The 21,468-nt window shown below is 68.4% G+C and carries 22 protein-coding genes; 11 read left to right on the top strand and 11 right to left on the bottom strand.

The genetic code is table 11. From position 1 onward, the window contains the following. Window positions 1-10 precede the first annotated feature (10 nt). From I5803_RS16090 to I5803_RS16080, 3 genes are read left to right on the top strand one after another with little or no spacing between them, the layout of a single operon-like run. Window positions 11-1,447 carry an amidase gene (locus I5803_RS16090; protein WP_196987340.1) on the top strand — a complete coding sequence of 479 codons (1,437 nt, stop codon included), beginning with the start codon at window positions 11-13 and terminating at the stop codon, window positions 1,445-1,447. Beyond that, the gene (locus tag I5803_RS16085; RefSeq protein WP_231402434.1) at window positions 1,437-2,654 is read left to right on the top strand and encodes a tetratricopeptide repeat protein; all 1,218 of its coding nucleotides are present in this window, start codon (window positions 1,437-1,439) and stop codon (window positions 2,652-2,654) included. The genes I5803_RS16090 and I5803_RS16085 overlap by 11 nt, the downstream gene beginning before the upstream one ends. Further along, a complete protein-coding gene (locus I5803_RS16080; protein ID WP_196987339.1) occupies window positions 2,651-3,367 on the top strand; it encodes an alpha/beta fold hydrolase in 717 nt (238 codons plus the stop codon). Before I5803_RS16085 ends, I5803_RS16080 begins: the two co-directional genes overlap by 4 nt. Here the strand turns inward: I5803_RS16080 and coaD are convergent. The 4 genes from coaD to I5803_RS16060 all read right to left on the bottom strand — a co-directional run bounded on the left by coaD (window position 3,333) and on the right by I5803_RS16060 (window position 7,499). Then, entirely contained in the window at window positions 3,333-3,827 is a 495-nt protein-coding gene (coaD, locus tag I5803_RS16075; RefSeq protein ID WP_196987338.1) for a pantetheine-phosphate adenylyltransferase, read from the bottom strand. The genes I5803_RS16080 and coaD overlap by 35 nt on opposite strands. Window positions 3,828-3,885: 58 nt before the next feature. Further along, on the bottom strand, window positions 3,886-4,473 hold the full coding sequence (gene rsmD, locus I5803_RS16070; protein WP_196987337.1) for a 16S rRNA (guanine(966)-N(2))-methyltransferase RsmD: 588 nt from the start codon (window positions 4,471-4,473) through the stop codon (window positions 3,886-3,888). Window positions 4,474-4,682: 209 nt separating this feature from the next. Continuing rightward, on the bottom strand, window positions 4,683-6,068 hold the full coding sequence (locus I5803_RS16065; protein WP_231402433.1) for a M16 family metallopeptidase: 1,386 nt from the start codon (window positions 6,066-6,068) through the stop codon (window positions 4,683-4,685). An 18-nt stretch (window positions 6,069-6,086) separates the two neighbouring features. After that, window positions 6,087-7,499 carry a M16 family metallopeptidase gene (locus I5803_RS16060; protein WP_196987336.1) on the bottom strand — a complete coding sequence of 471 codons (1,413 nt, stop codon included), beginning with the start codon at window positions 7,497-7,499 and terminating at the stop codon, window positions 6,087-6,089. Between the two features lie 29 nt (window positions 7,500-7,528). Here I5803_RS16060 and ftsY point away from each other — a divergent pair, with 29 nt between their 5' ends. After that, complete coding sequence (gene ftsY, locus I5803_RS16055; protein WP_196987335.1) at window positions 7,529-8,584, top strand: signal recognition particle-docking protein FtsY; 1,056 nt, start codon at window positions 7,529-7,531, stop codon at window positions 8,582-8,584. Window positions 8,585-8,593: 9 nt separating this feature from the next. Here the strand turns inward: ftsY and senA are convergent, their stop codons facing one another. Continuing rightward, a complete protein-coding gene (gene senA / locus I5803_RS16050) occupies window positions 8,594-9,781 on the bottom strand; it encodes a selenoneine synthase SenA (RefSeq protein ID WP_196987334.1) in 1,188 nt (395 codons plus the stop codon). Here senA and senB point away from each other — a divergent pair. The 6 genes from senB (at window position 9,769) to I5803_RS16020 (ending at window position 16,351) form a co-directional block, all read left to right on the top strand. Next, window positions 9,769-10,761 carry a selenoneine biosynthesis selenosugar synthase SenB gene (senB, locus tag I5803_RS16045; RefSeq protein ID WP_196987333.1) on the top strand — a complete coding sequence of 331 codons (993 nt, stop codon included), beginning with the start codon at window positions 9,769-9,771 and terminating at the stop codon, window positions 10,759-10,761. The two genes, senA and senB, sit on opposite strands and share 13 nt — an antisense overlap. Continuing rightward, on the top strand, window positions 10,758-11,828 hold the full coding sequence (selD, locus tag I5803_RS16040) for a selenide, water dikinase SelD (protein WP_196987332.1): 1,071 nt from the start codon (window positions 10,758-10,760) through the stop codon (window positions 11,826-11,828). Before senB ends, selD begins: the two co-directional genes overlap by 4 nt. A gap of 16 nt (window positions 11,829-11,844) precedes the next feature. Continuing rightward, window positions 11,845-12,312, top strand: a complete 468-nt coding sequence (locus I5803_RS16035; protein WP_196987331.1) for an Mpo1 family 2-hydroxy fatty acid dioxygenase — start codon at window positions 11,845-11,847, stop codon at window positions 12,310-12,312. Between the two features lie 212 nt (window positions 12,313-12,524). Beyond that, window positions 12,525-13,457, top strand: coding sequence for an RNA polymerase sigma factor RpoH (gene rpoH / locus I5803_RS16030; RefSeq protein WP_196987330.1), 933 nt, complete (start codon window positions 12,525-12,527; stop codon window positions 13,455-13,457). 86 nt (window positions 13,458-13,543) lie between these two features. Continuing rightward, window positions 13,544-15,262, top strand: a complete 1,719-nt coding sequence (locus I5803_RS16025) for a sensor domain-containing diguanylate cyclase (RefSeq protein WP_196987329.1) — start codon at window positions 13,544-13,546, stop codon at window positions 15,260-15,262. Between the two features lie 93 nt (window positions 15,263-15,355). Then, entirely contained in the window at window positions 15,356-16,351 is a 996-nt protein-coding gene (locus I5803_RS16020) for a Bug family tripartite tricarboxylate transporter substrate binding protein (RefSeq protein WP_196987328.1), read from the top strand. Here the strand turns inward: I5803_RS16020 and I5803_RS16015 are convergent. Genes I5803_RS16015 through I5803_RS15990 form a run of 6 tightly spaced genes read right to left on the bottom strand, consistent with a single transcriptional unit; the run spans window position 16,338 to window position 21,203 of the window. Beyond that, window positions 16,338-17,159, bottom strand: a complete 822-nt coding sequence (locus I5803_RS16015) for a DNA alkylation repair protein (RefSeq protein WP_196987327.1) — start codon at window positions 17,157-17,159, stop codon at window positions 16,338-16,340. The genes I5803_RS16020 and I5803_RS16015 overlap by 14 nt on opposite strands. A 7-nt stretch (window positions 17,160-17,166) precedes the next feature. Further along, window positions 17,167-17,766 carry an SCO family protein gene (locus tag I5803_RS16010; RefSeq protein ID WP_196987326.1) on the bottom strand — a complete coding sequence of 200 codons (600 nt, stop codon included), beginning with the start codon at window positions 17,764-17,766 and terminating at the stop codon, window positions 17,167-17,169. A 2-nt stretch (window positions 17,767-17,768) separates the two neighbouring features. Next, on the bottom strand, window positions 17,769-18,641 hold the full coding sequence (gene cyoE, locus I5803_RS16005; RefSeq protein ID WP_196987325.1) for a heme o synthase: 873 nt from the start codon (window positions 18,639-18,641) through the stop codon (window positions 17,769-17,771). Continuing rightward, on the bottom strand, window positions 18,638-19,783 hold the full coding sequence (locus I5803_RS16000; protein WP_196987324.1) for a COX15/CtaA family protein: 1,146 nt from the start codon (window positions 19,781-19,783) through the stop codon (window positions 18,638-18,640). Before I5803_RS16000 ends, cyoE begins: the two co-directional genes overlap by 4 nt. Next, the gene (locus I5803_RS15995) at window positions 19,780-20,478 is read right to left on the bottom strand and encodes a redox-active disulfide-containing membrane protein (protein ID WP_196987323.1); all 699 of its coding nucleotides are present in this window, start codon (window positions 20,476-20,478) and stop codon (window positions 19,780-19,782) included. The genes I5803_RS16000 and I5803_RS15995 overlap by 4 nt, the downstream gene beginning before the upstream one ends. Continuing rightward, the gene (locus I5803_RS15990; protein WP_354001676.1) at window positions 20,478-21,203 is read right to left on the bottom strand and encodes an SURF1 family protein; all 726 of its coding nucleotides are present in this window, start codon (window positions 21,201-21,203) and stop codon (window positions 20,478-20,480) included. Before I5803_RS15990 ends, I5803_RS15995 begins: the two co-directional genes overlap by 1 nt. 15 nt (window positions 21,204-21,218) lie before the next feature. Here I5803_RS15990 and I5803_RS15985 point away from each other — a divergent pair, with 15 nt between their 5' ends. Continuing rightward, window positions 21,219-21,440, top strand: coding sequence for a twin transmembrane helix small protein (locus tag I5803_RS15985; RefSeq protein WP_196987322.1), 222 nt, complete (start codon window positions 21,219-21,221; stop codon window positions 21,438-21,440). Window positions 21,441-21,468 lie beyond the last annotated feature (28 nt).

The raw sequence follows: 21,468 nt of genomic DNA, 5'->3' as shown, positions 1-21,468 counted from the left end.
GGTTGCATGCATGTCCGAGCAGTACCCGCATGCATTGCATGAGCTCTCCGCGCCCGCGCTGATCCACGCCTTCCGGCAGGGCGAGCTGTCGCCGGTGGAGGTGACCCAGTCCGTGCTGGGCCACATCGAGCGCTGGGAGCACCACCTCCACGCGCTGTACCTGCTGCGCCCCGAGCTCGCGCTCGAGCAGGCGCGGGCCAGCGAAAAGCGCTGGAAGCAGGGCACGCCCCTCGGCCCGCTGGATGGCGTCCCCCTCACCATCAAGGACAACATCGCCACCCAGGGCGACCCGCTGCCCCTGGGCACCGCGGCCGTGGAGCTCACGCCGATGCTTGCGGACGCACCGCCCGCGGCGCGCATCCGCGAAGCCGGCGGCGTCATGGTCGCCAAGACCACGATGCCCGACTACGGCATGCTGTCCTCCGGCCTGTCGAGCTTCCACAAGCTGGCGCGCAACCCCTGGAACCTGGCCTGCACGCCGGGCGGCTCCAGCTCGGGTGCGGGTGCGGCCGCCGCGGCGGGCTACGGCCCGCTGCACATCGGCACGGACATCGGCGGGTCGTTGCGCCTGCCCGCGGGGTGGTGCGGGATCTTCACGCTCAAGCCCAGCCTCGGCCGCATCCCGATCGATCCGCCCTATACCGGGCGCGCCGCGGGTCCGATGACGCGCACCGTGGAGGATGCCGCGTGGTTCATGCAGGTGCTGGCACGTCCCGATCCGCGCGACAGCATGAGCCTGCCCGAGCAGGACATCGCGTGGCGCGAGTTCGACCGCGGCGTGGACAAGCTCAAGGGCCTGCGCATAGGCCTGCTCCTGGAAGCCGGGTGCGGCCTGGCGGTGGAGCCGGAGATCCGCGCGGCGGTGGAGCAGGCGGCTCGCCTGATGGAGCGCGCGGGCGCGGTGGTCTTGCCGATGCAGCCCTTCATGACGCAGGCCATGCTCGATGGCATGGATCACTTCTGGCGCATGCGCTCGCATGTGGACATGAAAGCGCTGTCACCCGCCAGCAAGGCGCGCGTGCTGCCCTACATCCGGCAATGGGCCGACAGCGCCGAAGGCATGAGCGGCGAAGCGGTCTTCAAGGCGGCGAGCCAGTTCCATGCGACGCGCGTCGCCGCCGTGACGGCGTGCAACCCGTTCGATTACGTGATCTCGCCGACGTCGCCGGTGCCCGCCTTCGCCGCCGAACTGGCCTCCCCCACCAACGACCCCCTGCGCCCGCTCGAGCACATCGGCTTCACCGTGCCGTTCAACATGTCCGAGCAGCCCGCGGCGTCCATCAATTGCGGCTACACGCGGTCGGGACTGCCGATCGGCCTGCAGATCGCGGGGCGCCGCTTCGACGACCTGGGTGTGCTGCAGGTCTCCCGCGCCTTCGAGCTGATTCGCGATGCGCAGCGGCCCTGGCCGCAACCGCCTTCCGAAGCGCTCCATCATGTGGACTGACGGGCTCGGCAACGAAGTCACCCTCGACGATCCCGGCAGCCTGCAGGCGCTGGACGATTTCGTCATGGGCTTCATCGCGAGCGAGGCTCGCGCGGTCAATGTCCTGGCCGCGGCCGGGAAAGACACAGCGCCGCTGGTCCAGGCATACGCGGCGGCCGTGCACATGTTCGCCGAGACGGGCGATGCGCCGTCCAACGCGCGGCCCTTCCTCGACCGCGCACTCGCCAACATGGCGCGCGGGACGGCGCGGGAACAACGGTTCGTGCGCGCCGTGCAGGCCTGGGTGGAGGGCGATATCCCCAAAGCCGTGTCGCTGCACGAAGAACAGGTACGCGAGCACCCGCGCGACCTCGCGTCACTCAAGCTCGGGCACTACCACCTGTTCAATCGCGGCGACTCCCCCGGCATGCTGCGGATGGTGCTCCCCGCGTCGCGCGCGGCCGCCGACGTGCCCTATTTCCACGGGATGCTGGCGTTCGCGCACGAGCAATGCCACGAGCTCGACCAGGCGGAAACCGCGGCGCGGCGGGCCATCTCCATGCAGGGCAAGGAACCATGGGCGCATCACGCGCTGGCGCATGTGATGCTCACGCAAGGCCGCAACGAGGAAGGCCATGCGTTCATGCAGGACGTGAGCGGCACCTGGACGGGCCTGAACTCCTTCATGCTCACGCACAACTGGTGGCACCAGGCGCTGTTCGCGATCGAGCTGGGGCGGCACGAGGAAGCGCTCGGGCTGTACGACCGGCGGGTGTGGGGTGTCGCGAAGGACTATTCGCAGGACCAGATCAACGCGGTCTCGCTCCTGGCGCGGCTCGAACTCGCTGGCGTCGATGTCGGCGCGCGCTGGGACGACGTCGCGGACCATCTCGTGGCGCGCGAAACCGATCACGTGCTCCCCTTCCTGGACATGCAGTACCTCTACGGCCTCGCGCGCGCAGGGAGGCCGCACGCCGATGCCTTGATGCGGGGCATCGAGGACCGTGCCGGGCGCACGCCGGCCCATGCACGGGCGGCGTGGCAGGACGTCTGCGTTCCGGCGGCGCGCGGCCTTCTCGCGCACGCGCGCGGCGACTACCTGCGCGCCGCGACCGAACTGGGAAAGGCGATGCCGCGATTGCCCGAAATCGGTGGCAGCCATGCGCAACGCGACCTGTTCGCCCGCGTCCAGCGCGATGCGTTGCGCCGCAGCGGCGCCGTCATATGACGCAGCTGGTCCTCATTCCCGGGCTCGCGGGGGATGCCACCATGTGGCGCGCGCAAATCGCGGGACTGCACGACTGGCGGCCCGTCGTCACCGACGTGCAGATGCATCACACCAGCATCGAATCCATGGCATCGGGCTTGCTCGCCGCGCACGCCGGGCCGCTGATGCTCTGCGGCGCCTCGATGGGCGGGATGATCGCGATGGAGGCCGCGCGCCAGGCGCCGCAGCGCGTCGCGGGCCTGGCGCTGCTCGGGACATCGGCGCGGCCCGAGTCGCCCGACATGCGCAAGCTGCGCGAGACGGCGTGCGAGTTGTTCGCGCAGGGCCGCGCGGCGGAAGTGATCGAGCCCAACGTGAGGTTCGCCTTCCATCCCGACCAGGCGGCCGATCCGGAACTCACGTCCACTTATGTGGAATTCGTCCTGCGCGCAGGCGCCGAGCAGCTGATCCGCCAGAACCGCGCGGTGATGGCCCGGCCCGATGCGCGGCCCCACCTGCCCGCCGTGCGTTGCCCGACGCTGGTGATGTGCGGCGACAGGGACCAGCTCACGCCGCCCGAGAACTCGCATGAGATCGCGACCCTGGTCCCCGGCGCCCGGCTGGTGCAGGTGAGCCGTTGCGGCCACATGCTCACGATGGAAAAACCCGACGAGGTGAACGCGGCGCTGCGCGGCTGGCTCACTCGCGTCCGAGACTCCGCACCTTCTCCATGAGGCGCTGCTGGACGGTGGGCGAGACGAATTTGTCGACCTCGCCGCCCAGCACCGCGATCTCGCGGACGAAAGTGCTGCTGATGAACTGGTATTTGTCGCTGGGCGTGAGGAACACGGTCTCCACTTCCGGCATCAGGCTGCGGTTCATGCCCGCGAGTTGGAATTCATAGTCGAAGTCGGTGACGGCTCGCAGGCCGCGCACCATCGCCTTGCCGCCGCGCGCAACGACGAAGTCCCGCAGCAGGCCCGAAAAGCTCTCCACCGTGACCTGCGGATAAGGGGCTGTCACCACCTTGGCCATCTCGATGCGCTCCTGAAGCGTGAACATCGCCTTCTTGTGGTGGCCGGCGGCCACGGCCACGATGACCTGGTCGAAAAGCTGAATGGCCCGGCGCACGACGTCTTCGTGACCTAGGGTCATGGGATCGAATGTTCCGGGATACACGGCGATCACGGGCATGTGTCTCTCTCCTCAACGGCGGCGGTCGGCTCTGTTCTCGTCCCTTTGCTGCGGTGCATTATGCAGCCCGGCGCAGCAGGTGCGCATGGACCGCGCCGGCCTTCAGGTGGCGCCACGCAGCGAGTCCGAAAGGTGCGAGCGCTTCGTCGCTCCACGCCGCGGGAGCTTCGAGGTAGATGAAGCCCTCTGCCCTGAGCGCCGGCGCCGCGGCCGCCAGCGCCTTGTCGAAGAGCTTCGCGTCGAACGGCGGGTCCAGGAAGATGAGGTCCGTGGCCCCGGGCGCCAGGCCTGCGAGCACCGTCAACGCATTCGCCCGTTTCACCTCCACCCCGATCGCCCGCAGCTTGTCGGCCGTGGCGCGAAGCTGGGAGACGAGGCGGGGCTCCTGCTCGACGAGCAGCACCTGCGCCGCGCCCCGGGAAGCCGCCTCGAAGCCCAAGGCCCCGGTGCCGGCGAAAGCGTCGACGCACCGCCAGCCTGTCAGGTCCTGGCCCAGCCAGTTGAAAAGCGTCTCGCGAACACGGTCCGGCGTGGGGCGCAAACCCGGAAGGTCCGCGACGGCGAGCCGGGTGCGCCTCCACTGGCCCCCGATGATGCGGACTTCGTGCGGCGCACGGGCGGTGGACGGGGGGGCGGGGCGCTTCATGGGAGAGCCATGATAAGTGGCGCCAGATGGCAGGACGGCGGCGCGCCGCAGCCCGATGACTGCGTGCGCGTCCGCCGTACGGCTCTTTTCCTCTTCCGCTCCCTGAAAGGCACCATCGCGTGACAGCGATCAGCCATTCTGGAAGGGTTGAAAGAAACGATGTGGCCGACCCCTGTCAACCTTGACAGGGTCACGCGCAGCTTGCGCACTTACTGTTGGCGCTGCGCGACGGCGCCCACCGTGACGGTGACCATGCGGTCAGGCTGCAGCTTGCGGGCGAAGGCGGCCTTGATGTCGGCGGCCGTCACCTTGTCCACCTGGCGCGTCCAGGTGTCGAGGTAGTCGAGCGGCAGGTTGTTCCATGCGATGTTCGCCAGGTTGTCCAGCAGCTTGCGGTTGCTGTCGATGAGGAGCGGAAAGCCGCCGATCAGGTTGTCCTTCGCCGCCTGGAGCTCCGCCGCCGTGGGGCCCTCGGCGACGAAGCGGGCGAGCACGTCGCGGGACACCTGCACCGCCTGCGCCGTCTGGTCCGGCCGCGTCTGCAGGCCGATCGTGAATGCGCCGGCATGAAGACCCGGTGAGAAATAGCTGTACACGCTATAGCTCAGCCCGCGCTTCTCGCGAACTTCCTGCGTAAGGCGCGAGACGAAACCGCCGCCGCCCAGTGTGTAGTTGCCCACCAGCAGCGCGAAGTAGTCGGGGTCGCTGCGCTTGTAGCCGGGCTGGCCGATCAGGACATGGGCTTGCGCCGAGGCGAAGGGAATCTCCCGCACCAGCGGCGCCGCGAGGGCGGGTACTTCGGCCACGGGCGCCAGCGGCTCGCACTGTCCGGTGGCCGCGCCCGGCAGCCGGGACAGCAGCGTCGTCACCAGCGCGTCCGCCTGGGCGCGAGTCACCGCGCCCACGATGCTGACCTTCGCGCGGCACGGCTCGATGGTGCGCCGGTACACATCGCGCATGTCCTCGACGCCGATGCGTGCGATCGATTCCTCGGTGGTCTGGAAGCCGTAGGGATGGCCTCCGTACACCGAAGTCGCGAAAGCGCGCGCGGCCACGGTGGCCGGCTTGGTCAGGGCCTCGCGCAGGTTCCCCGCCAGCCGTTGCCGCTCGCGCTGCCAGATCGCGTCCGGAAAGGCGGGGTCCGCGAGTTGCCGCGAAGCCAGCTGCACGGCCTTGGGCAGCAGGTCCGGATAGTTGAGCGAGCGCAGGGAAAAGCTCATGCGGTCCGATCCTGCGCTGGCCCCGAACCCGGCGCCCAGGTCGGCCCAGGCCTCGCCCAACTGGTTCTCGTCGAGCGCGGCGTCGTAGGGGCCGGCGCCCGGTGTGCGCGCGGCGGTGATGCCCTTGGAGCTCATCATCGCGGCGACGCCGGCGAGGCCCGCCTTGTCCGGCGGGTCCCGCCGCGAACCCGCGTCGAAGTCGATCTGCACGTCCAGCATCGGGATCGCGGGGCTCTCCACCAGGTACACCTTCGCTCCGCTCGGCTGGGTCCAGGTCTGCACCGGGATCGCCGCGAATGCTTGCGCACCCGCGACCACCAGGCAGGTTGCGAGCACGGCGCGAAGGGGCCGCCAGCTCCAGGTTGAATTCATCATGGGTTCGCCGTCCTGTGTTCAGTGGCGCAGGCCGGGCGGCGGCGTGCGGGGTTTGCGGTTCGGGTCCAGCGGCTGGGGCCGCAGGATGCCGACGGTCATCTGGTCATCGCCGAAGTAGCGCGCCGCCACCGACTGCACCTGCTGCGCGGTCACGCCGCGCAGGCGTTCGATGAGGCGCTCGCCGGCATCCAGGGGCAGTCCCTGCACCCAGTAGCTGCCGAGCTCGCGCGCCTGGTTCATGACGGAATCGAGCTTGTAGACCTCGGAGGCGATCCATTGCGTCTTCACGCGCGTGAGTTCCGCCTCGCTCACGCCCTCGCGCGCGACCTTGGCGACTTCCGCGCGCAAGGCGGCTTCCACCTGCTCGGCGGTCTTGCCCCTGGCGGGGACGCCGTCGAGCGTGAAGAGCTGCGGCCCGCGGCCCCACAGGCCATTGCCGGCGCCGGCGCTGTCCGCGACACGGTCCGCGCCTTGCGTCAGTGCGCGATCCAGCCGCGCGCCGCTGTAACCGTCGAGCACGGCCGACAGCACGGTGAGAGCCAGCGCGTCGTCATTCGCGGGCGTGGATTCGAATGACGTCAGCTGCGGCACCTTGAAGGTCAAGGCGATGTAAGCCTGGTCGGCAGGCGCCTTGAAGTCCATCCGGCGCGCGCCCACCTGGTCCGGCTCGATGCGGGGCTTGCGCGGCGGCACCGCCCGGGCCGGGATGCTTCCGTAGTATTTCTCCGCGAGACGGCGCACCTGCTGCGGATCGACGTCGCCGGCGACGACGACGGCCGCGTTCGCGGGCACATACCACTGCCTGAAGAAATCCCGCGCATCCTGCGGCGTCATGGCATCGAGATCGCTCATCCAGCCGATGACGGGGCGGCGGTACGGCGACGCTTCGAAAACGACGGCGTTGAGCGCCTCCCACATGGAAGACCGCGGGTTGTCCTCCGTGCGCAGGCGCCGTTCCTCCTTCACCACTTCGAGCTCGCGCTTGAACTCGTCGTCGGGCCACTTCATGTGCGCGAAGCGGTCGGCTTCGAGCCGCATCACGTCCTCCAGCTTGCCCGCCGGGATCTGCTGGTAGTAGCCGGTGTTGTCCTGCTGCGTGAAGGCGTTCTCGCGCCCGCCGAGCGCCGCGACCAGGCGGGAGAACTCACCGGGCTTGAGCTTCTCGGTGCCCTTGAACATCATGTGCTCCAGGACGTGCGCAACGCCGCTTGTGCCATCGACCTCGTCGACCGCGCCGACGCGCACATACACCATGTGCACCGCGGTGGGCGAGCGCCGGTCGGGCTTCACGATCACCGTGAAGCCATTGCTGAGCTTGAATTGCTCGACCTTGGGCGTCACCGGCGCCGTCTGCGCCATCGCGGGGGAGAGGAACCAGTGGAACGAGGCCAGCGAAAGGCCGCACAAAGCAATGCGCAGGAGGTGTTTCATAGAATCCTGTGATTCTAAGAACTCCCCCAATGTTCAGTTTCTTCAAGAAAAAACCCGCGGCCACCCCGGCGCCGGCGCCCGCGCTGGCGCCTCTTCCGGCACCGGCGCCCGCGGGCGGCGGAAGCCTCATCGGCAGCGCGCTGGTGCAGCCGATGGAGATTCCGGTGCCCGCGCCGGTGGCGCCGGAGCGGCAGCGCTGGCTCGACAAGCTCACCGCGGGCCTGCGCAAGACCGGCTCGAACATCTCGCAGGTCTTCACGGGCGGGCAGATCGACGACCAGCTCTATGAAGACCTCGAGTCGGCGCTTCTCATGGCCGACACCGGCGTGAAGGCGACGCAGCACCTGATGGACGAAGTGAAGCGGCGCGTGCAGGCGAGCGGCGCCACGCGGCCGGTGCAGGTGAAGAACATCCTGGCCGATTCGCTCGCGCAATTGCTGCGGCCGCTGCAAAAGCCGCTGGTGATCGGCGAGCACAAGCCCACCGTCATCATGGTCGCCGGCGTAAACGGCGCCGGCAAGACGACCTCCATCGGCAAACTCACCAAGCACCTTGCCGACGAAGGCGCCACCGTCCTGCTCGCCGCGGCCGACACCTTCCGCGCGGCCGCGCGCGAGCAACTTGCGATCTGGGCCGACCGCAATACGGTGGAGATCGTGAGCCAGGAAGGCGGCGACCCTGCGGCGGTGAGCTTCGATGCGGTGAGCGCAGGCCGCGCGCGCGGCAAGGACGTCGTACTCGTCGACACAGCGGGCCGCCTGCCTACGCAGCTTCACCTGATGGAAGAATTGAAGAAGATCAAGCGCGTGGTGCAGAAGGCCGACCCCTCGGCGCCGCACGAGGTGCTGCTGGTGATCGACGGCAACACCGGGCAGAACGCGCTGGCGCAGGTGCGCTCTTTCGACGATGCGCTGCAGCTGACGGGCCTCATCGTCACCAAGCTCGATGGCACGGCCAAGGGCGGGGTGCTCGCCGCCATCGCACAGGAGCGGCCGATCCCGGTCTACTTCATCGGCGTCGGCGAGAAGCTGGAAGACCTGGAAACCTTCGATGCGCGCGAATTCGCGCTCGCGCTGCTGTCCTGATCCGGCCCGCTAGGGGGCACAGCTGCGAAAGCCTGCAAAGATGTCGCGCCGGTGCGGCTCGAAAAAATTGCGGTAGCGCGGATGCGCGACGATGGGCGAGGTAGCCGCGCAAGCGCCTCGCAGCACGCGCCGCGTCCCGAACCACGGTGCGGAGTAATCGCGATACGGATGCGGCACGAACCCGGGGTAAGGCTCGAAAGCATTCGAGGTCCACTCCCACACCTGCCCCCATGCGAAAGCGGATGCATGAATCGCCGCGCATTCCCATTCCGCCTCCGTCGGCAATCGCCGGCCCGCCCAGCGGCACCAGGCCTGCGCTTCGTAGGCGCTCAGGTGCGTCGCACATGCCCCGGCAGGACCCGCGTCCCGCGGGACCGATGGGCGGGCTTCCTCCAGCCAGGCCCACCCTTCATCGCCCCACCACCGCCGCTCCGAATATCCGCCTGCATCGACAAAGCCCTGGTAGCGCGCCCAGGACACCGGTTGCGCATCGATTTCGTAGGCGTCGAGATACACCTCGTGCGGCTGCAGCTCGTTGTCGAAGGCAAAGCCGGGGCTCGCATGGCCGAGGGTGAAGGTTTGCGCGGGGATGCGGATCGCAGCGGTGTGCGCCGGCAATGCAGCCGGACGCAGCGGCGGCAATGGGACGCCGAGCGCGCGCGCCATATACGTCGCCGCCTCAGCGTGCATCTCTTCGTGCAATGCGACGAGCCGGAAGAAATACAGCTCCGCATCGCCCGGTTCCTGCGGCAACGCATCGAGAAGTCCGAGCGACTGTTCGAGGGTCGCGGCGAGATAGGCACGCGTGCCCGCCGCGTCGGGAAGCGGCAGCGTCCAGCGAGTGGCGTGCGCGACCCGGCTCGAATCGTAGAGCGCATCGGCCCCCGGCATGAGCGGAGCCGCGCGCTCGTGTTCCGGGTCGGCTGCGACGCCGCTCGCGCGCTGCCGATTGCGCCCTATCCAGCATTCCTGGAACCATCCGATATGCCCGAGCTCCCACAGCGGTGGGTTGACCGTCTGCGAATACGCGATGCTGCACGCAGGGCCCAGGGATTGCGCATAAGCCTCCGCCAGCGCCAGCGTGCGTTCGCGCGCGGCGACGAGGCCTTGCCGCACGATGTCCCGGCCGCCGCTCCTGAAGGCGTAGGACGGAGCAGGCGGCCGGTCAACGGTATAAGGTGGGAATGCGCGCTCCATCGGTCGTCATCGTAAGCCCCGCGCTGGCCGCCGCGAACAACGGCAACTGGCAGACAGCCCGGCGCTGGCAAAAAATGCTTTCGTCCACGCACCTTGTGCGCATCGTCCGGCAATGGCCCGATGCGCAGGCGATGGCGGACGACATCATGCTGGCACTGCACGCACGGCGCTCCGCGCCGTCCATCGCGGCGTGGGCGCAATCCAGGGGCGCGCGCGGCCTGGCGGTCGTGCTCACGGGGACCGACCTGTACCGCGACATCGCCACCGACCCACAAGCCCAGCAGTCGCTGGCGTTGGCCGGGCGGCTCGTGGTCCTGCAGTCACTGGGTGTCGATGCGCTGGCGCCCCCGCTGCGATCGAAGGCGCGCGTGATCTACCAGTCGACCACATCGCGTCGCGAGGTGCCCAAGACATCCCGCGAGTTGCATGCCGTGATGGTGGGCCACCTGCGCGACGTCAAGAGTCCCGACACGCTGTTCGAAGCGGCGCACATCCTGTCCGGACGCGCTGACATCCGCATCACGCACATCGGCGAAGCTTCGGAAGCCCCATGGGCCGAGAAAGCTCGCGCGACCGAGGCTGCGTGCCCCGCATACCGGTGGGCCGGCGCCCTGCCCCACGCCGAGGTGCGAAGGGCGATCCAGCAGGCGCACGTTCTCGTCCACACCAGCGCGCTGGAGGGCGGCGCCCACGTCATCATGGAAGCCGCCTGCAGCGGCACCCCCGTGCTCGCCTCGCGCGTCCCCGGCAACGTGGGGATGCTGGGCGCCGGCTACGGCGGCTACTTCGAACCGCGCGATGCGGCAGGCCTGGCGGCCCTGCTCGACCGCTGCCGCGCCGGCCAAGCCCCCGATGCCCCCGCGCCCAAATTGCTCGAGCAGTTGCGCGCACAATGCGCTTCGCGCGCCCCGCTCTTCAGCCCGCAGGCTGAGCGCCTGGCGCTGGCACGGCTTCTCCAGGAATTGCAGGAATCCCCATGAACGCACCGCTCGACCTCTCCACGACGCCCGCCGAACCCCGCCTCACCTCCCTGTCGCATGGCGGCGGCTGCGGCTGCAAGATCGCACCCGCTGTGCTGTCGGAAATCCTCAAGGGCACCTCGGGCATGCCGGTGCCCAAGGAACTGCTCGTCGGCATCGAAACAGCCGATGACGCGGCCGTCTACCAGCTCAACGACGAGCAGGCGCTCATCGCGACAACCGACTTCTTCATGCCGATCGTCGACGACCCCTTCGACTTCGGCCGCATCGCCGCCACGAACGCGATCTCGGATGTCTACGCGATGGGCGGCAAGCCGATCATGGCGTTGGCGCTGGTCGGCATGCCGGTCAACGTGTTGTCCACGGGGACCATCGGCAAAATCCTGGCGGGCGGCGAGTCCGTGTGCCGAGAGGCCGGCATTCCCATCGCGGGCGGGCACACGATCGACTCGGTCGAACCGATCTACGGCCTGGTCGCGCTCGGGCTCGTGCATCCGCGCCGCGTCAAGCGCAACGCGGACGCGCAGGTGGGCGACGTCCTCATCCTGGGCAAGCCGCTCGGGGTGGGCGTGCTGTCCGCCGCGTTGAAGAAGGAGGCGCTCGACGCCGCGGGCTATGCGAGCATGGTGGCAACCACGACGAAGCTGAACACGCCCGGCCCGGAACTCGCCGCGCTGGATGGGGTGCACGCGCTCACCGATGTGACGGGCTTCGGCCTGGCGGGCCATGGGCTGGAATTGGCCCGTGGTGCCAAACTGGCCGTGCGCATCGACTGGGCCAAGGTGCCCTTGTTGCCCGGTGTGCGCGAGCTCGCCGCGCGAGGCATGGTGACGGGCGCCTCCGGGCGCAACTGGGCGGGGTACGGCAAGGACGTCACGCTGCGCCCGGGATTCGACCCGGTGGACCAGGCGCTGCTGTCCGATCCGCAGACCAGCGGCGGGCTGCTGGTCTCCTGTTCCCCCGCATCCGCAAGCAACGTACTGGCGATCTTCCGCCGCCATGGATTTGACGCCGCGGCCGTGATCGGGGACATTGCCGCATCGCCGGTGGGTTTGTCGGTGAACTGACGGGCAAGGAGACGACATGGAGACAACGACGGCATCCGGCGCGGCGCCGGCCGCGGCACCGCGCAAGGTGGACCAGCTGCTCGAACACTATGGCGAGAGCCACCGCAACCCGCGCAACGAAACCATCCATTTCGTCGCCATCCCCCTGATCATGCTGAGCCTGCTCGGGCTGATGTCCGGCATCCATCCCTGGCTGCCGTATGCCTTCGTGGCCGCGAGCCTGGTCTATTACGCGAGGCTCTCCCTCGTATTCCTGGTGGCGATGGCCGTCGTTTCGGGGATCGGCCTGGCGCTGGTCGAGGCGATGGGCCGTTACGCCGTGGGCGCGTCCGCCGCCATCTTCGTGGGCGCCTGGATCGCCCAGTTCGTGGGCCACCGGATCGAAGGCAAGAAGCCGTCGTTCTTCGAGGACCTGCAATACCTCTGGGTGGGTCCCCTGTTCGTGCTGAGCAAGCTGTTCCACAGGCTTCACCTGCGCTGGTAAGTCCCCTCGCGGGGCAACTCAACCATACCCCTTTGTTACTACTTGTGCTGCTAATGCAGGTTTAAGCCTGTGGGCGCACACTGGCGTGGCCTACCGATTGACACCTCGGGAAAACCCGGAAATTGGTATGCTTTGGCAGTGAACTTTGTGTCTTGGCACTCACTCCAAGAGAGTGCTAATATGGCACATATATGAAGAAAGGGTCCCTGTTAATGTCCGACTCTATCGCCTCCTCCGGCACGGCCCTGACCATGTCCAGCCCCTGGGCCGTCGTGCCCTCGCTGGGCAACCTCGACGCATACATTTCGGCGGTCAACCGCCTGCCCATGCTCACTCCGCAGGAGGAGCAGGAGTTCGCGCGCAAATTCCGCGACGACAACGACATCGAAGCCGCCGGGAAGCTGGTGCTCTCGCACCTGCGGCTGGTCGTCTCCGTATCCCGCAAGTACCTGGGCTACGGCCTGCCGCACGGCGACCTGATCCAGGAAGGCAACATCGGCCTGATGAAGGCCGTGAAGCGCTTCGACCCCGAACAGGGCGTGCGGCTGGTGAGCTATGCGCTGCACTGGATCAAGGCCGAGATCCACGAGTACATCCTGAAGAACTGGCGCATGGTGAAGGTCGCGACGACCAAGGCGCAGCGCAAGCTGTTCTTCAACCTTCGCTCGATGAAGCAGGGCTTCAAGGACGACGCGGACACGCAGACCCACCGCGACAGCCTGACCGAAGCGCAGATCGAGACGATGGCGCGCGAGCTGAACGTGAAGCGCGAGGAAGTCATCGAGATGGAAGCGCGCATGTCCGGCGGCGACGTGCTGCTGGACCCGGCGCCCAGCGACGACGGCGAAGAGGCGTTCGGCCCCATCGCCTACCTGTCCGATGCGAACCATGAACCGACGGCGGTGATGGAATCGCGCCAGCGCGACTCGATGGCCACCGACGGCATCGCCTCCGCCCTGGAGCAACTGGACGCGCGCAGCCGCCGCATCGTGGAAGAGCGTTGGCTGAAGGTGAACGACGACGGTTCGGGCGGCATGACGCTGCACGACCTCGCAAGCGAATACGGCGTGAGCGCCGAGCGCATTCGCCAGATCGAAACCGCGGCGATGAAGAAGATGAAGAAGGCGCTCGCGGCTTACGCCTGAAGCCCCCCTTCTTCCCACGAAGCCCGCCTCGAGCGGGCTTTCTCTTTTTGGGTGGCACCGGCGGGATTGCTGTAACAATCTGCGACGTGCAGCGTTTTCTTCGCGTGATCCTGATCGGCTGGTTGGCCTGCCTCGTGGTGGGTGGGCAGGTGTTCGCCCAAGGCGCGGCATCGGTGCCGACCATTGCCCTGAACCCGTCGGCAGCCGGTGTTTCGCTGGACGGCAACAGCCGCTTCTGGGTCGACGCGACGGGCCTGCGTTCGGCCGATCGGGTGGAGGCCGACTTCGCCTCCCTTCCCTGGGCCTTGCGCGAGCCGGGCCGCACCTACAACATCGACGGCAAGGCGCTGTGGTTCCAGTTCGACGCGCAGTCCGCCGGTGGGCGGTGGTTCCTCGAGCTGGCTTCGTCCGGCATCGACCGGGCGCAGCTGTTCTACCGGGGCGAAGACGGCAAGTGGGTCGAACAGGAGGCGGGCGACACGATGCCCGTCTCGCAGTGGCCCTTGCCCGGACGGTTCCCGACCTTCGAACTCTCCGGGGTGACCGGCAAGCCGGTGCGCTACTGGCTGCGCGTCGAGCATGCCCGTGTGGATTTCGCCTCCCCGATCGCGATCTACGACCAGCCCCGGCTCCTCGCTTCGCGGGAGCGGGAGCAATTCCTGCTCGGCGCCTACTTCGGGCTCGCCGCGCTCATCACGCTCATCGCCGCGGCCAACGGCATCGTGCAGCGCGACAGGAATTTCCGCGCCTATGCCGTGTATGTGGGGTCGCTGGCCATCGGGCAGCTCGCCTACCTCGGCGTGGGGGCGCAGCACGTGTGGGACCACTGGCTGCACTGGAACGAAGTGGCCACCTTCGTGCTCCCGGGCATCTCCGGCGCCTGCGCCTTGTGGTTCGCGCGCACGGTCACGGAGCCGGCGCGGTTCTCGCGTGCACTCGACCTCGCCGTGTGGGCCCTGATCTTCGCGCTGCTGTCCGCGGTCGCGCTCGACACCCTGCTCACGTCGCGCACGTCCTTCGCGCTCGTCATGGCGCTCACCCTCGTGGCCCTCGCGGTCGTGGCGGGCCTCGTGATGCTCGTGTGGGCCCAGGGCGAAGACCCGTACATCCGCCTCATCGCGCTAGGCTTCGTGCCCGTCCTCGTCATGGCGCTGTTCCCGGTCGCCCGCGGCCTGAACCTGATCCCGGCGAGTGCACTCACCCGCTACGGCCTGTCCATCGGCGCGGCGATCGAGATGCCCATCCTCTTTTATGCGCTGAGCTTGCGCGCCACACGCCGCCGCGTCACGTTCGACCGGGCGGCGGGGCTGTCGCACAACGACGCGCTCACCGGGCTGGCGCACAACCGCACCCTGCTGCAGCGGCTGGAAAGCGCCCTCACGCGCGCGCGCAGCATGCGGCACGGCTGCGGCCTCATCGCGCTCCGGATTTCGAATTTCGACGCGCTGGTGACCGAGTACGGCCGCGAAATGGGCGACCGCGTACTGGTAGTGGCCGCGTCGCTATTGCGGCAGGCCATCACCGACGTCGACCTGGCGGCACGCACGGGCGACCATGAATTCGCGATCCTGCTCGAGGGTCCGACGGGCTCGGCGGTCGCCCTCAGCCGTGCGCAGCAGATCGTCGCGAGCGGGCTTCGTCAGGCCGACGCGCTGCCCACGGGCACCACCCTCAAGTTCTGCATCACGCTGGCCATGCTCCCCGAAAGGGAGCTCAACGCCGCGGCCAGCCTCAAGTGGCTCCAGGACGCGGCGAGGGCCATGCCCGCCGACAGCCGCAAGGTGATCCGTCCGCTGAATTTCTAGGCAATGTCCGTGGACGGCGCCGCCTTCGCCCGAGGCGATAGGATTGGCATTCCGAAACCCGCCCTGCGGGCCGCATTACCCGAGGAAGCATCCATGTCCCAGTTCCCCCTCCGCCGCACCGTCCTGCTGCTCGCGCTCGCCGCTGCATCGACCGCCGGCTTCGCCCAGAAATCGGCCAGGACCGCGCCCGCGTGGCCCACCAAGACGCTGCGCATCATCGTCGGGTTCCCCGGCGGCTCCACCCCCGACCTCGTGGCGCGAACCATCGCCGAGCCCCTGTCCAGGGCCCTGGGCCAACCGGTGATCGTGGACAACCGCACCGGCGCCGGCGGCAACATCGCCGCGGACCTGGTCGCCAAGGCCACCGACGACCACACCATCGGCGTGATGATCAATGGCAACATGACGATCGCGAAGCTGCTGAACCCCGCGACCCCGTTCGACCCCCTGAAGGACCTCGCGCCCATCAGCCTGATCGGCACCGCCCCGCTGCTGCTGACCGCACCGGCGAACGCGCCGGGCAACAACGCACAGGACTTCTTCCTCGCCGCGCGCAACGCGGGCAACAAGTGGAGCTACGGCACGCCCGGGGTCGGGACGGTCGGCCACATCGGCATGGAATTGCTCAAGACCAAGACGAACATCGATCCGGTGCACGTGCCCTACCCCGGCAACCCGCAGGTGATCAACGCGATGATCGGCGGCCAGGTCCAGCTGGCCCTGCTGCCGCCGGGACTGGCGGCCGTGCAGATCCGCGCGGGCAAGCTCAAGGCCATCGGCGTGACGTCGACCGGGCGCAGCTCGCTCGTGCCCGAATACCCCAGCCTGGACGAAGGGGGCGTGACACGTGGCTTCCAGCTGGAGATCTGGACGGCGGCGGCGGCGCCTCAATCCATGCCGAAGCCCATCGTGGCGAAGCTGTCGCAGCTGATCGGCGAAATCGCCCGCACGCCCGACGTGCGTGCGAAGCTGTTCCAGCAGGGCTGGCAGGTCGCGGGCACCTCCTCCGAAGGGCTGGCCAATCGCATCAAGTCCGACACCGCGCTGCTCGGCGGCGTGATCGCCATGCGCGGGATCAAGGCGGAGTGAGGGACGCCAGGCTCCGGGTGGCGCGGCGCACGATATAGGCCGTCTGGGGCGTGCGCGATTGGGCGCTCCAGCGGTCGCACAGCTCCTGCACCCACTGCGGCTGCGTTTTGCTCGCGTCGTTGAGCCAGTTCGCCACCGAGTTCTGCACGTAACGGCTCGGGTCGGCGCGAAGCGGTTCGAGCAGCGCGAGCGCGCGCCAGGGCTCACGTTTCAACGCGTCGATCTGCGCGCACCACACCCCGCGCGGTCGCGTGAGTTCGCTGGCGAAGCGCCGGATGTTGTCGCGCGGATGGGCGACCCAGGGCTCGAGCAGCCCGATCGCCGCATCCACTTCGCCGGCCACCTGGTCGCGCACCGCCATCCACGCGACCTCCCGCACGCCGAAGTGCGGGTCGTCGGCGAACCGGTGCACCGCCTCCAGCTTGCGGGCGAGCGGCAGCGGCGCAAACATCACCCATTGCGCGGCCCAGCAGCGCGCCACGTCGCTGGCGTGCGTCGCGAGCGCATGTGCGATGGCGTCGCGGTCGGCCCGCGGCTGCGTCAGGTCGTAGAACGCGCGCGCGACGTGCTCGTGGCGCTTGACGGGCCGGAACGCGGCCAGCATCGCAAGTGTGTCGGAGAGGCGCTCGTGATCCGGGGGCAGACCCACCTGCCCCGCGACCCTGCGGGCCAGCCGCGCGAGGTCGAGCGCGAGGAATTCATTGAGGTTGACCGTGGGCAGGAGCCCTTCGTTCAACGCGTCGAGCACTTCAGCCGGTATCAGCGCGATCCGCGCCGCCCCTTTGCGTCCGAGCAGGTGCTGGACCATGGGCGCATCACGCCTGTGCGAGCAGCAGCTTGAGGTCCGATGCGAGCGACTGCGCGCCGCTGCCGTAGCGCGTATACAGCCGCAATTGGCCCTTGGTGTCGTACACATAGCTGGCGGCGGAGTGGTCCATGGTGTAGCTCGCCGCCGTCTTGCCGTCGACCTTCTTGTAGTAAACCTTGAAGTCCTTCGCCATGGCAGCGAGCTGGTCGGGTGTCCCGCGCAACGCGATGAAGCTCGGGTCGAAATTGGCCATGTAGTTCTTCAGCACCTCGGGCGTGTCGCGCTCCGGGTCGACCGTCACGAACACGCCCTGGACCTTGTCGCCGTCGGGGCCGAGCAGCTTCTTCGCCTGGGCAATCTCGGCCATCGTCGTGGGGCACACGTCCGGGCACTGCGTGTAGCCGAAGAACAGCACGACGATCTTTCCGCGAAAGTCCTTCAGGCTGCGCACCACGCCGGCCTGGTCCGGGAGCTGGAAGTCCTTCGCGTAATCCGCGCCGGTCAGGTCGATGGCGGCGAACTGCGGCTTGGACTCGGTGCAGGCGGCGAGCGAACCGCAGCCGGCGGCTGCCCAGAGCGAGGCGCGGAGAAGGTGTCGGCGGTTCATGGTCAGAAAACGTAGTGGTCGATCAGCAGCGCCGCGAACAGCGCACTGAGGTGGATGAGCGAAAAGCGGAATGTCTTGCGCGCGAGGGCATCGGAATATTCGCGCCACAGGCGAAACCCATAGATGCAGAACCCTGCGCTCAGGACGACAGCGGCCGCGAGGTACAGCCACGAGCTCATGCCATAGACGAAGGGCATCAGGCACGCGGCGAACAGGATGAAGGTATAGAGCAGGATCTGCAGACGCGTGAAGGCGTTGCCGTGGGTCACGGGCAACATCGGCAGGCCGGATTTGCGGTAGTCCTCGACGCGATACAGGGCGAGCGCCCAGAAGTGCGGCGGCGTCCACAGGAAGATGATCAGGAAGAGGATCAGCGCTTCGGGCCCGACCTGTCCCGTCATCGCGGCCCAGCCCAGCACCGGGGGCATCGCGCCGGAGGCGCCGCCGATGACGATGTTCTGCGGCGTGAGCGGCTTGAGGATCACGGTGTAGATGACCGCGTAGCCCACGAAGGTGGCGAAGGTGAGCCACATGGTCAGTGGGTTGACCCAGCGGTACAGCATCCACGAGCCCAGCGCGCACAGGATGGCGGCGAAGAGCAGGGTCTGCCAGTCGCTCAATTCGCCTTGTGCCGTGGCGCGCATCTGCGTGCGGCGCATCTTGGCGTCGATGCCCTTTTCCACCAGGCAGTTGAACACCGCGGCCGCGCCGGCCACCAGCCAGATGCCCAGGCAGGCGATCGCCGCGAGGCGCACGTCGTCCAGGGTGGGGAGGCCGGGGACCGCGAGCACCATGCCGATCAACGCGCAGAACACGATCAGCTGCACGACGCGAGGCTTGGTGAGCGTATAAAACTGGCGAAAACGAGAGCTCATGCCGAGAGCTCCCGGCGATCGCGCGCCGCCACGGGCGATGCAGCCGCGTCCGCGCGCGACTCGAACCACGTCCACGTGAGCACTGCCACCAGCGCGGCCGCGCCGGCGGTGTGCGACACCGCCGCCACGATCGGCCAGCCGAGCACCACGTTCGAAAGGCCGGTTGCGAACTGCCACAGGAGCAGGCCAGCGAGCCACCTCGACTGGCGGCGCAGGCGATGATGCAAATGCCAAGCGAGCGTGCCCAGCACGGCGAATACGACATAGGAGGCGAGGCGGTGCGCGTAATGGATGCCCGTCAGCGCCGCGAACGTGAGCTGTTCGCCGCCTGTGGTCTTGCCCAGCTCGCGCCAGAGGCCGAAGCCGTCCTGCCAGTCCATGGTGGGCCACCAGCTGCCCTGGCACGCCGGGAATTCGCTGCAGGCGAGCACCGCATAGTTGGTGCTGACCCATCCACCCAACGCGACTTGCAGCCACAGCAGCGCGAACCCGGCAGCCAGCCACGCACGCGACGCGCGCGGTATGCGCACCGCGCCGCTGCCGCGCGCCGCGTGCGCATGGGCCACCGCTTGCGCGCTCAGGAGCGACAGCAGCACCAGGCCGCCGAGCAAATGCAGGGTGACGATCGCGGGGAACAGCTTCATCGTCACGGTCAGCGCGCCGAACGCGCCCTGCAGGCACACCCATGCCAGCGTAAGCGTCGGCCACCATGGACTGACGACGGCGCCGCGCTTGCGCTGCCACCAGGTCGCAGCGGCGAGCGTGAGGATCAGCACGCCGACCGCGGTGGCGAGGTAACGATGCACCATCTCCACCCAGGCCTTGCCGTGCGTCACCGGTCCCGTCGGCATGGAGGCCTGCGCTTCGCTGATCTGCGCGTGCGCACCGCTCGGGCTGGCGTTGCCGTAGCAGCCGGGCCAGTCGGGACAGCCCAGCCCCGAATCGGTGAGGCGCGTGAATGCGCCGAACAGCACCAGGTCGAAGGTGAGGAAGAGCGTGAGCAGCGTCAGGGCCCGCAGGCGCCGCGCGGGCGAGCCGGCGTTGCGCATCCACACCCACGCGAGCGGGCCCATGGCGATGACCAGGCCGGTGAGCGCGACCCGGAGCGCCGGCGTGAGGTCGTAGAGGTCCTGCGAGTTCATGGACGCACGGGCCTTCCCGCCTGGTCCCACGACGCGGAGGCGCGCAGGACGCGCTCGACATCGCGTTTCACCTTCGCGGCGGCGGCGGTGTCGATCGCGCCTGCGGCCGATGTCGCGGGGAATCGCATCATCCAGTGGCCCAGCGGATCGACGAGGTACATGTGGTCTTCCAATCGATGGCCCGCCGCGGGGGCGAGCCATGCCGCCAACTGCTGCGCATCGACGCGCAGGACCGTGGCCTGCGCGAGCGCAGGTCGCAAGGCTTCGCGTACCGGCGTCTGGTCGGGCACCAGCCAGATCCAGTCGAGGCGCTCCTTGTCCTTGCCCAGGCTCTCGCGCAACTGGCGCTGCAGGTAGAGGTGCCGCTCGCACAGCGCATCGCAGGCGCCCCCCGCAACGCTCACCAGGAGCCATTGGCCCTTGAGCGATGGCAGCGCGATAGTGCTGCCGTCGAGCTTCATGCCCGGCGCATCGGGGAGTGGGCGCTGCGGATCGATCAGTTCCCCGTAACTGCGCTGCGCGCTGGGGCGGATGACGTAATAGGTGAGGTAGGACGCGATCACCGGCGCTGCACACACGAGCATCACCGCAAGCATGCGCCAGCGGCCGCGCACGGTGCGTTGCGCGTCGTGCGCGGCGGCATCCTGCGGCACGGGCAGGGAATGGATCGTCAGGCCCAGCGGCTCGTCATGCATCAGTGGCGCTTTCGGCGGGGGGCGATGAACTGGAACCAGGCATAGAGGGTCGCGATCAGGACGGCAAGCGCCCACCACTGGAAAGCATATCCGTAGTGCCGCTCCACACCGGTGGTGGGTTCCGGCCAGTCGCGCAGCAGACCTTCGGACGCTGGACCCGTTTGCTGGACGGACACGCCCAGAAGCGGCAGGCCGGTTTCGGCGCGGAACTGCGCCAGATCCAGATTTTGCCGGATGGGGCCGCTGCCCGCCGAGCCGAAGTCATATAGCTTGGACGGCAGCGGGGCCACGAGCCCGCGAACGACCACGGGTCCCGCGGGCGTCTCGACGAGGGGCAGCTTCGCGCGATCCGTGAAGTTGCGCTGGACCCAGCCCCGCTCGACCAGCACCGCGCCGCCCGCGCCTTCCAGCCGCAGCGGTGTGACGACATAGAAACCCGGCTTGGCTTGCATCTGGCGGTTGTCGAGGTAGACGGTTCCCGGCGCGACCCACGTACCTCGCAACTCGACCTGGCGGTGTACGAGGGAGCCGGCAGTACCGCCCGCAGCCGCCAGCTCGGCAGCGCCGATCGCAGGCATGCCCTTGCGCTGTTCGATCGCCGCCTGGATGGCGAGCTTCTGCGATGCGCGGCTCATCTGCCAGGCGCCGAGCCATGCCGTGACCCCGACCCCAAGCCCCGCTGCGAGTGTGACCGCCCAGAAGCGCGCCGTGCGTTGCGTGCTCACGGGATAATCCCCGGCATGAAATATCTCGTGCTGCTCGCCTTCATCGCCATCATCGGCAGCCTGGGCTCCGCGCTCTTCTTCATGATGCGCGACGGCCGGGACGGCAAGGCCAAGACGAGCAACATGGCGCGCGCGCTCGCATTTCGCGTCGGCTTGTCGATCCTGCTGTTCATCTGCATCCTGCTCGCGTGGAAATTCGGCTACATCCAGCCGACCGGAATTCCGCTTTCCAAATGAATCGGGCCGCAAGCGCGGCCCTTTGTGG

This window comes from Caenimonas aquaedulcis (assembly GCF_015831345.1).
Taxonomy (GTDB): domain Bacteria; phylum Pseudomonadota; class Gammaproteobacteria; order Burkholderiales; family Burkholderiaceae_C; genus Ramlibacter; species Ramlibacter aquaedulcis.
The sequence above is the reverse complement of the archived record's forward strand: the minus strand, read 5'-3'. Positions and strand labels throughout refer to the sequence as shown.

What these genes read in the sequence shown, in the direction of transcription:
- I5803_RS16010 (WP_196987326.1), bottom strand. Translation starts at nt 17,766, where the DNA reads ATGAACCGCCGACACCTTCTCCGCGCCTCGCTCTGGGCAGCCGCCGGC.
- I5803_RS15985 (WP_196987322.1), top strand. Translation starts at nt 21,219, where the DNA reads ATGAAATATCTCGTGCTGCTCGCCTTCATCGCCATCATCGGCAGCCTG.
- I5803_RS16000 (WP_196987324.1), bottom strand. Translation starts at nt 19,783, where the DNA reads ATGAACTCGCAGGACCTCTACGACCTCACGCCGGCGCTCCGGGTCGCG.
- rsmD (WP_196987337.1), bottom strand. Translation starts at nt 4,473, where the DNA reads ATGAAGCGCCCCGCCCCCCCGTCCACCGCCCGTGCGCCGCACGAAGTC.
- selD (WP_196987332.1), top strand. Translation starts at nt 10,758, where the DNA reads ATGAACGCACCGCTCGACCTCTCCACGACGCCCGCCGAACCCCGCCTC.
- I5803_RS16015 (WP_196987327.1), bottom strand. Translation starts at nt 17,159, where the DNA reads ATGGTCCAGCACCTGCTCGGACGCAAAGGGGCGGCGCGGATCGCGCTG.
- coaD (WP_196987338.1), bottom strand. Translation starts at nt 3,827, where the DNA reads ATGCCCGTGATCGCCGTGTATCCCGGAACATTCGATCCCATGACCCTA.
- senA (WP_196987334.1), bottom strand. Translation starts at nt 9,781, where the DNA reads ATGGAGCGCGCATTCCCACCTTATACCGTTGACCGGCCGCCTGCTCCG.
- senB (WP_196987333.1), top strand. Translation starts at nt 9,769, where the DNA reads ATGCGCGCTCCATCGGTCGTCATCGTAAGCCCCGCGCTGGCCGCCGCG.
- I5803_RS16065 (WP_231402433.1), bottom strand. Translation starts at nt 6,068, where the DNA reads ATGATGAATTCAACCTGGAGCTGGCGGCCCCTTCGCGCCGTGCTCGCA.
- I5803_RS16090 (WP_196987340.1), top strand. Translation starts at nt 11, where the DNA reads ATGTCCGAGCAGTACCCGCATGCATTGCATGAGCTCTCCGCGCCCGCG.
- I5803_RS16060 (WP_196987336.1), bottom strand. Translation starts at nt 7,499, where the DNA reads ATGAAACACCTCCTGCGCATTGCTTTGTGCGGCCTTTCGCTGGCCTCG.
- I5803_RS16020 (WP_196987328.1), top strand. Translation starts at nt 15,356, where the DNA reads ATGTCCCAGTTCCCCCTCCGCCGCACCGTCCTGCTGCTCGCGCTCGCC.
- I5803_RS16085 (WP_231402434.1), top strand. Translation starts at nt 1,437, where the DNA reads ATGTGGACTGACGGGCTCGGCAACGAAGTCACCCTCGACGATCCCGGC.
- cyoE (WP_196987325.1), bottom strand. Translation starts at nt 18,641, where the DNA reads ATGAGCTCTCGTTTTCGCCAGTTTTATACGCTCACCAAGCCTCGCGTC.
- ftsY (WP_196987335.1), top strand. Translation starts at nt 7,529, where the DNA reads ATGTTCAGTTTCTTCAAGAAAAAACCCGCGGCCACCCCGGCGCCGGCG.
- I5803_RS15995 (WP_196987323.1), bottom strand. Translation starts at nt 20,478, where the DNA reads ATGCATGACGAGCCGCTGGGCCTGACGATCCATTCCCTGCCCGTGCCG.
- I5803_RS16080 (WP_196987339.1), top strand. Translation starts at nt 2,651, where the DNA reads ATGACGCAGCTGGTCCTCATTCCCGGGCTCGCGGGGGATGCCACCATG.
- rpoH (WP_196987330.1), top strand. Translation starts at nt 12,525, where the DNA reads ATGTCCGACTCTATCGCCTCCTCCGGCACGGCCCTGACCATGTCCAGC.
- I5803_RS16035 (WP_196987331.1), top strand. Translation starts at nt 11,845, where the DNA reads ATGGAGACAACGACGGCATCCGGCGCGGCGCCGGCCGCGGCACCGCGC.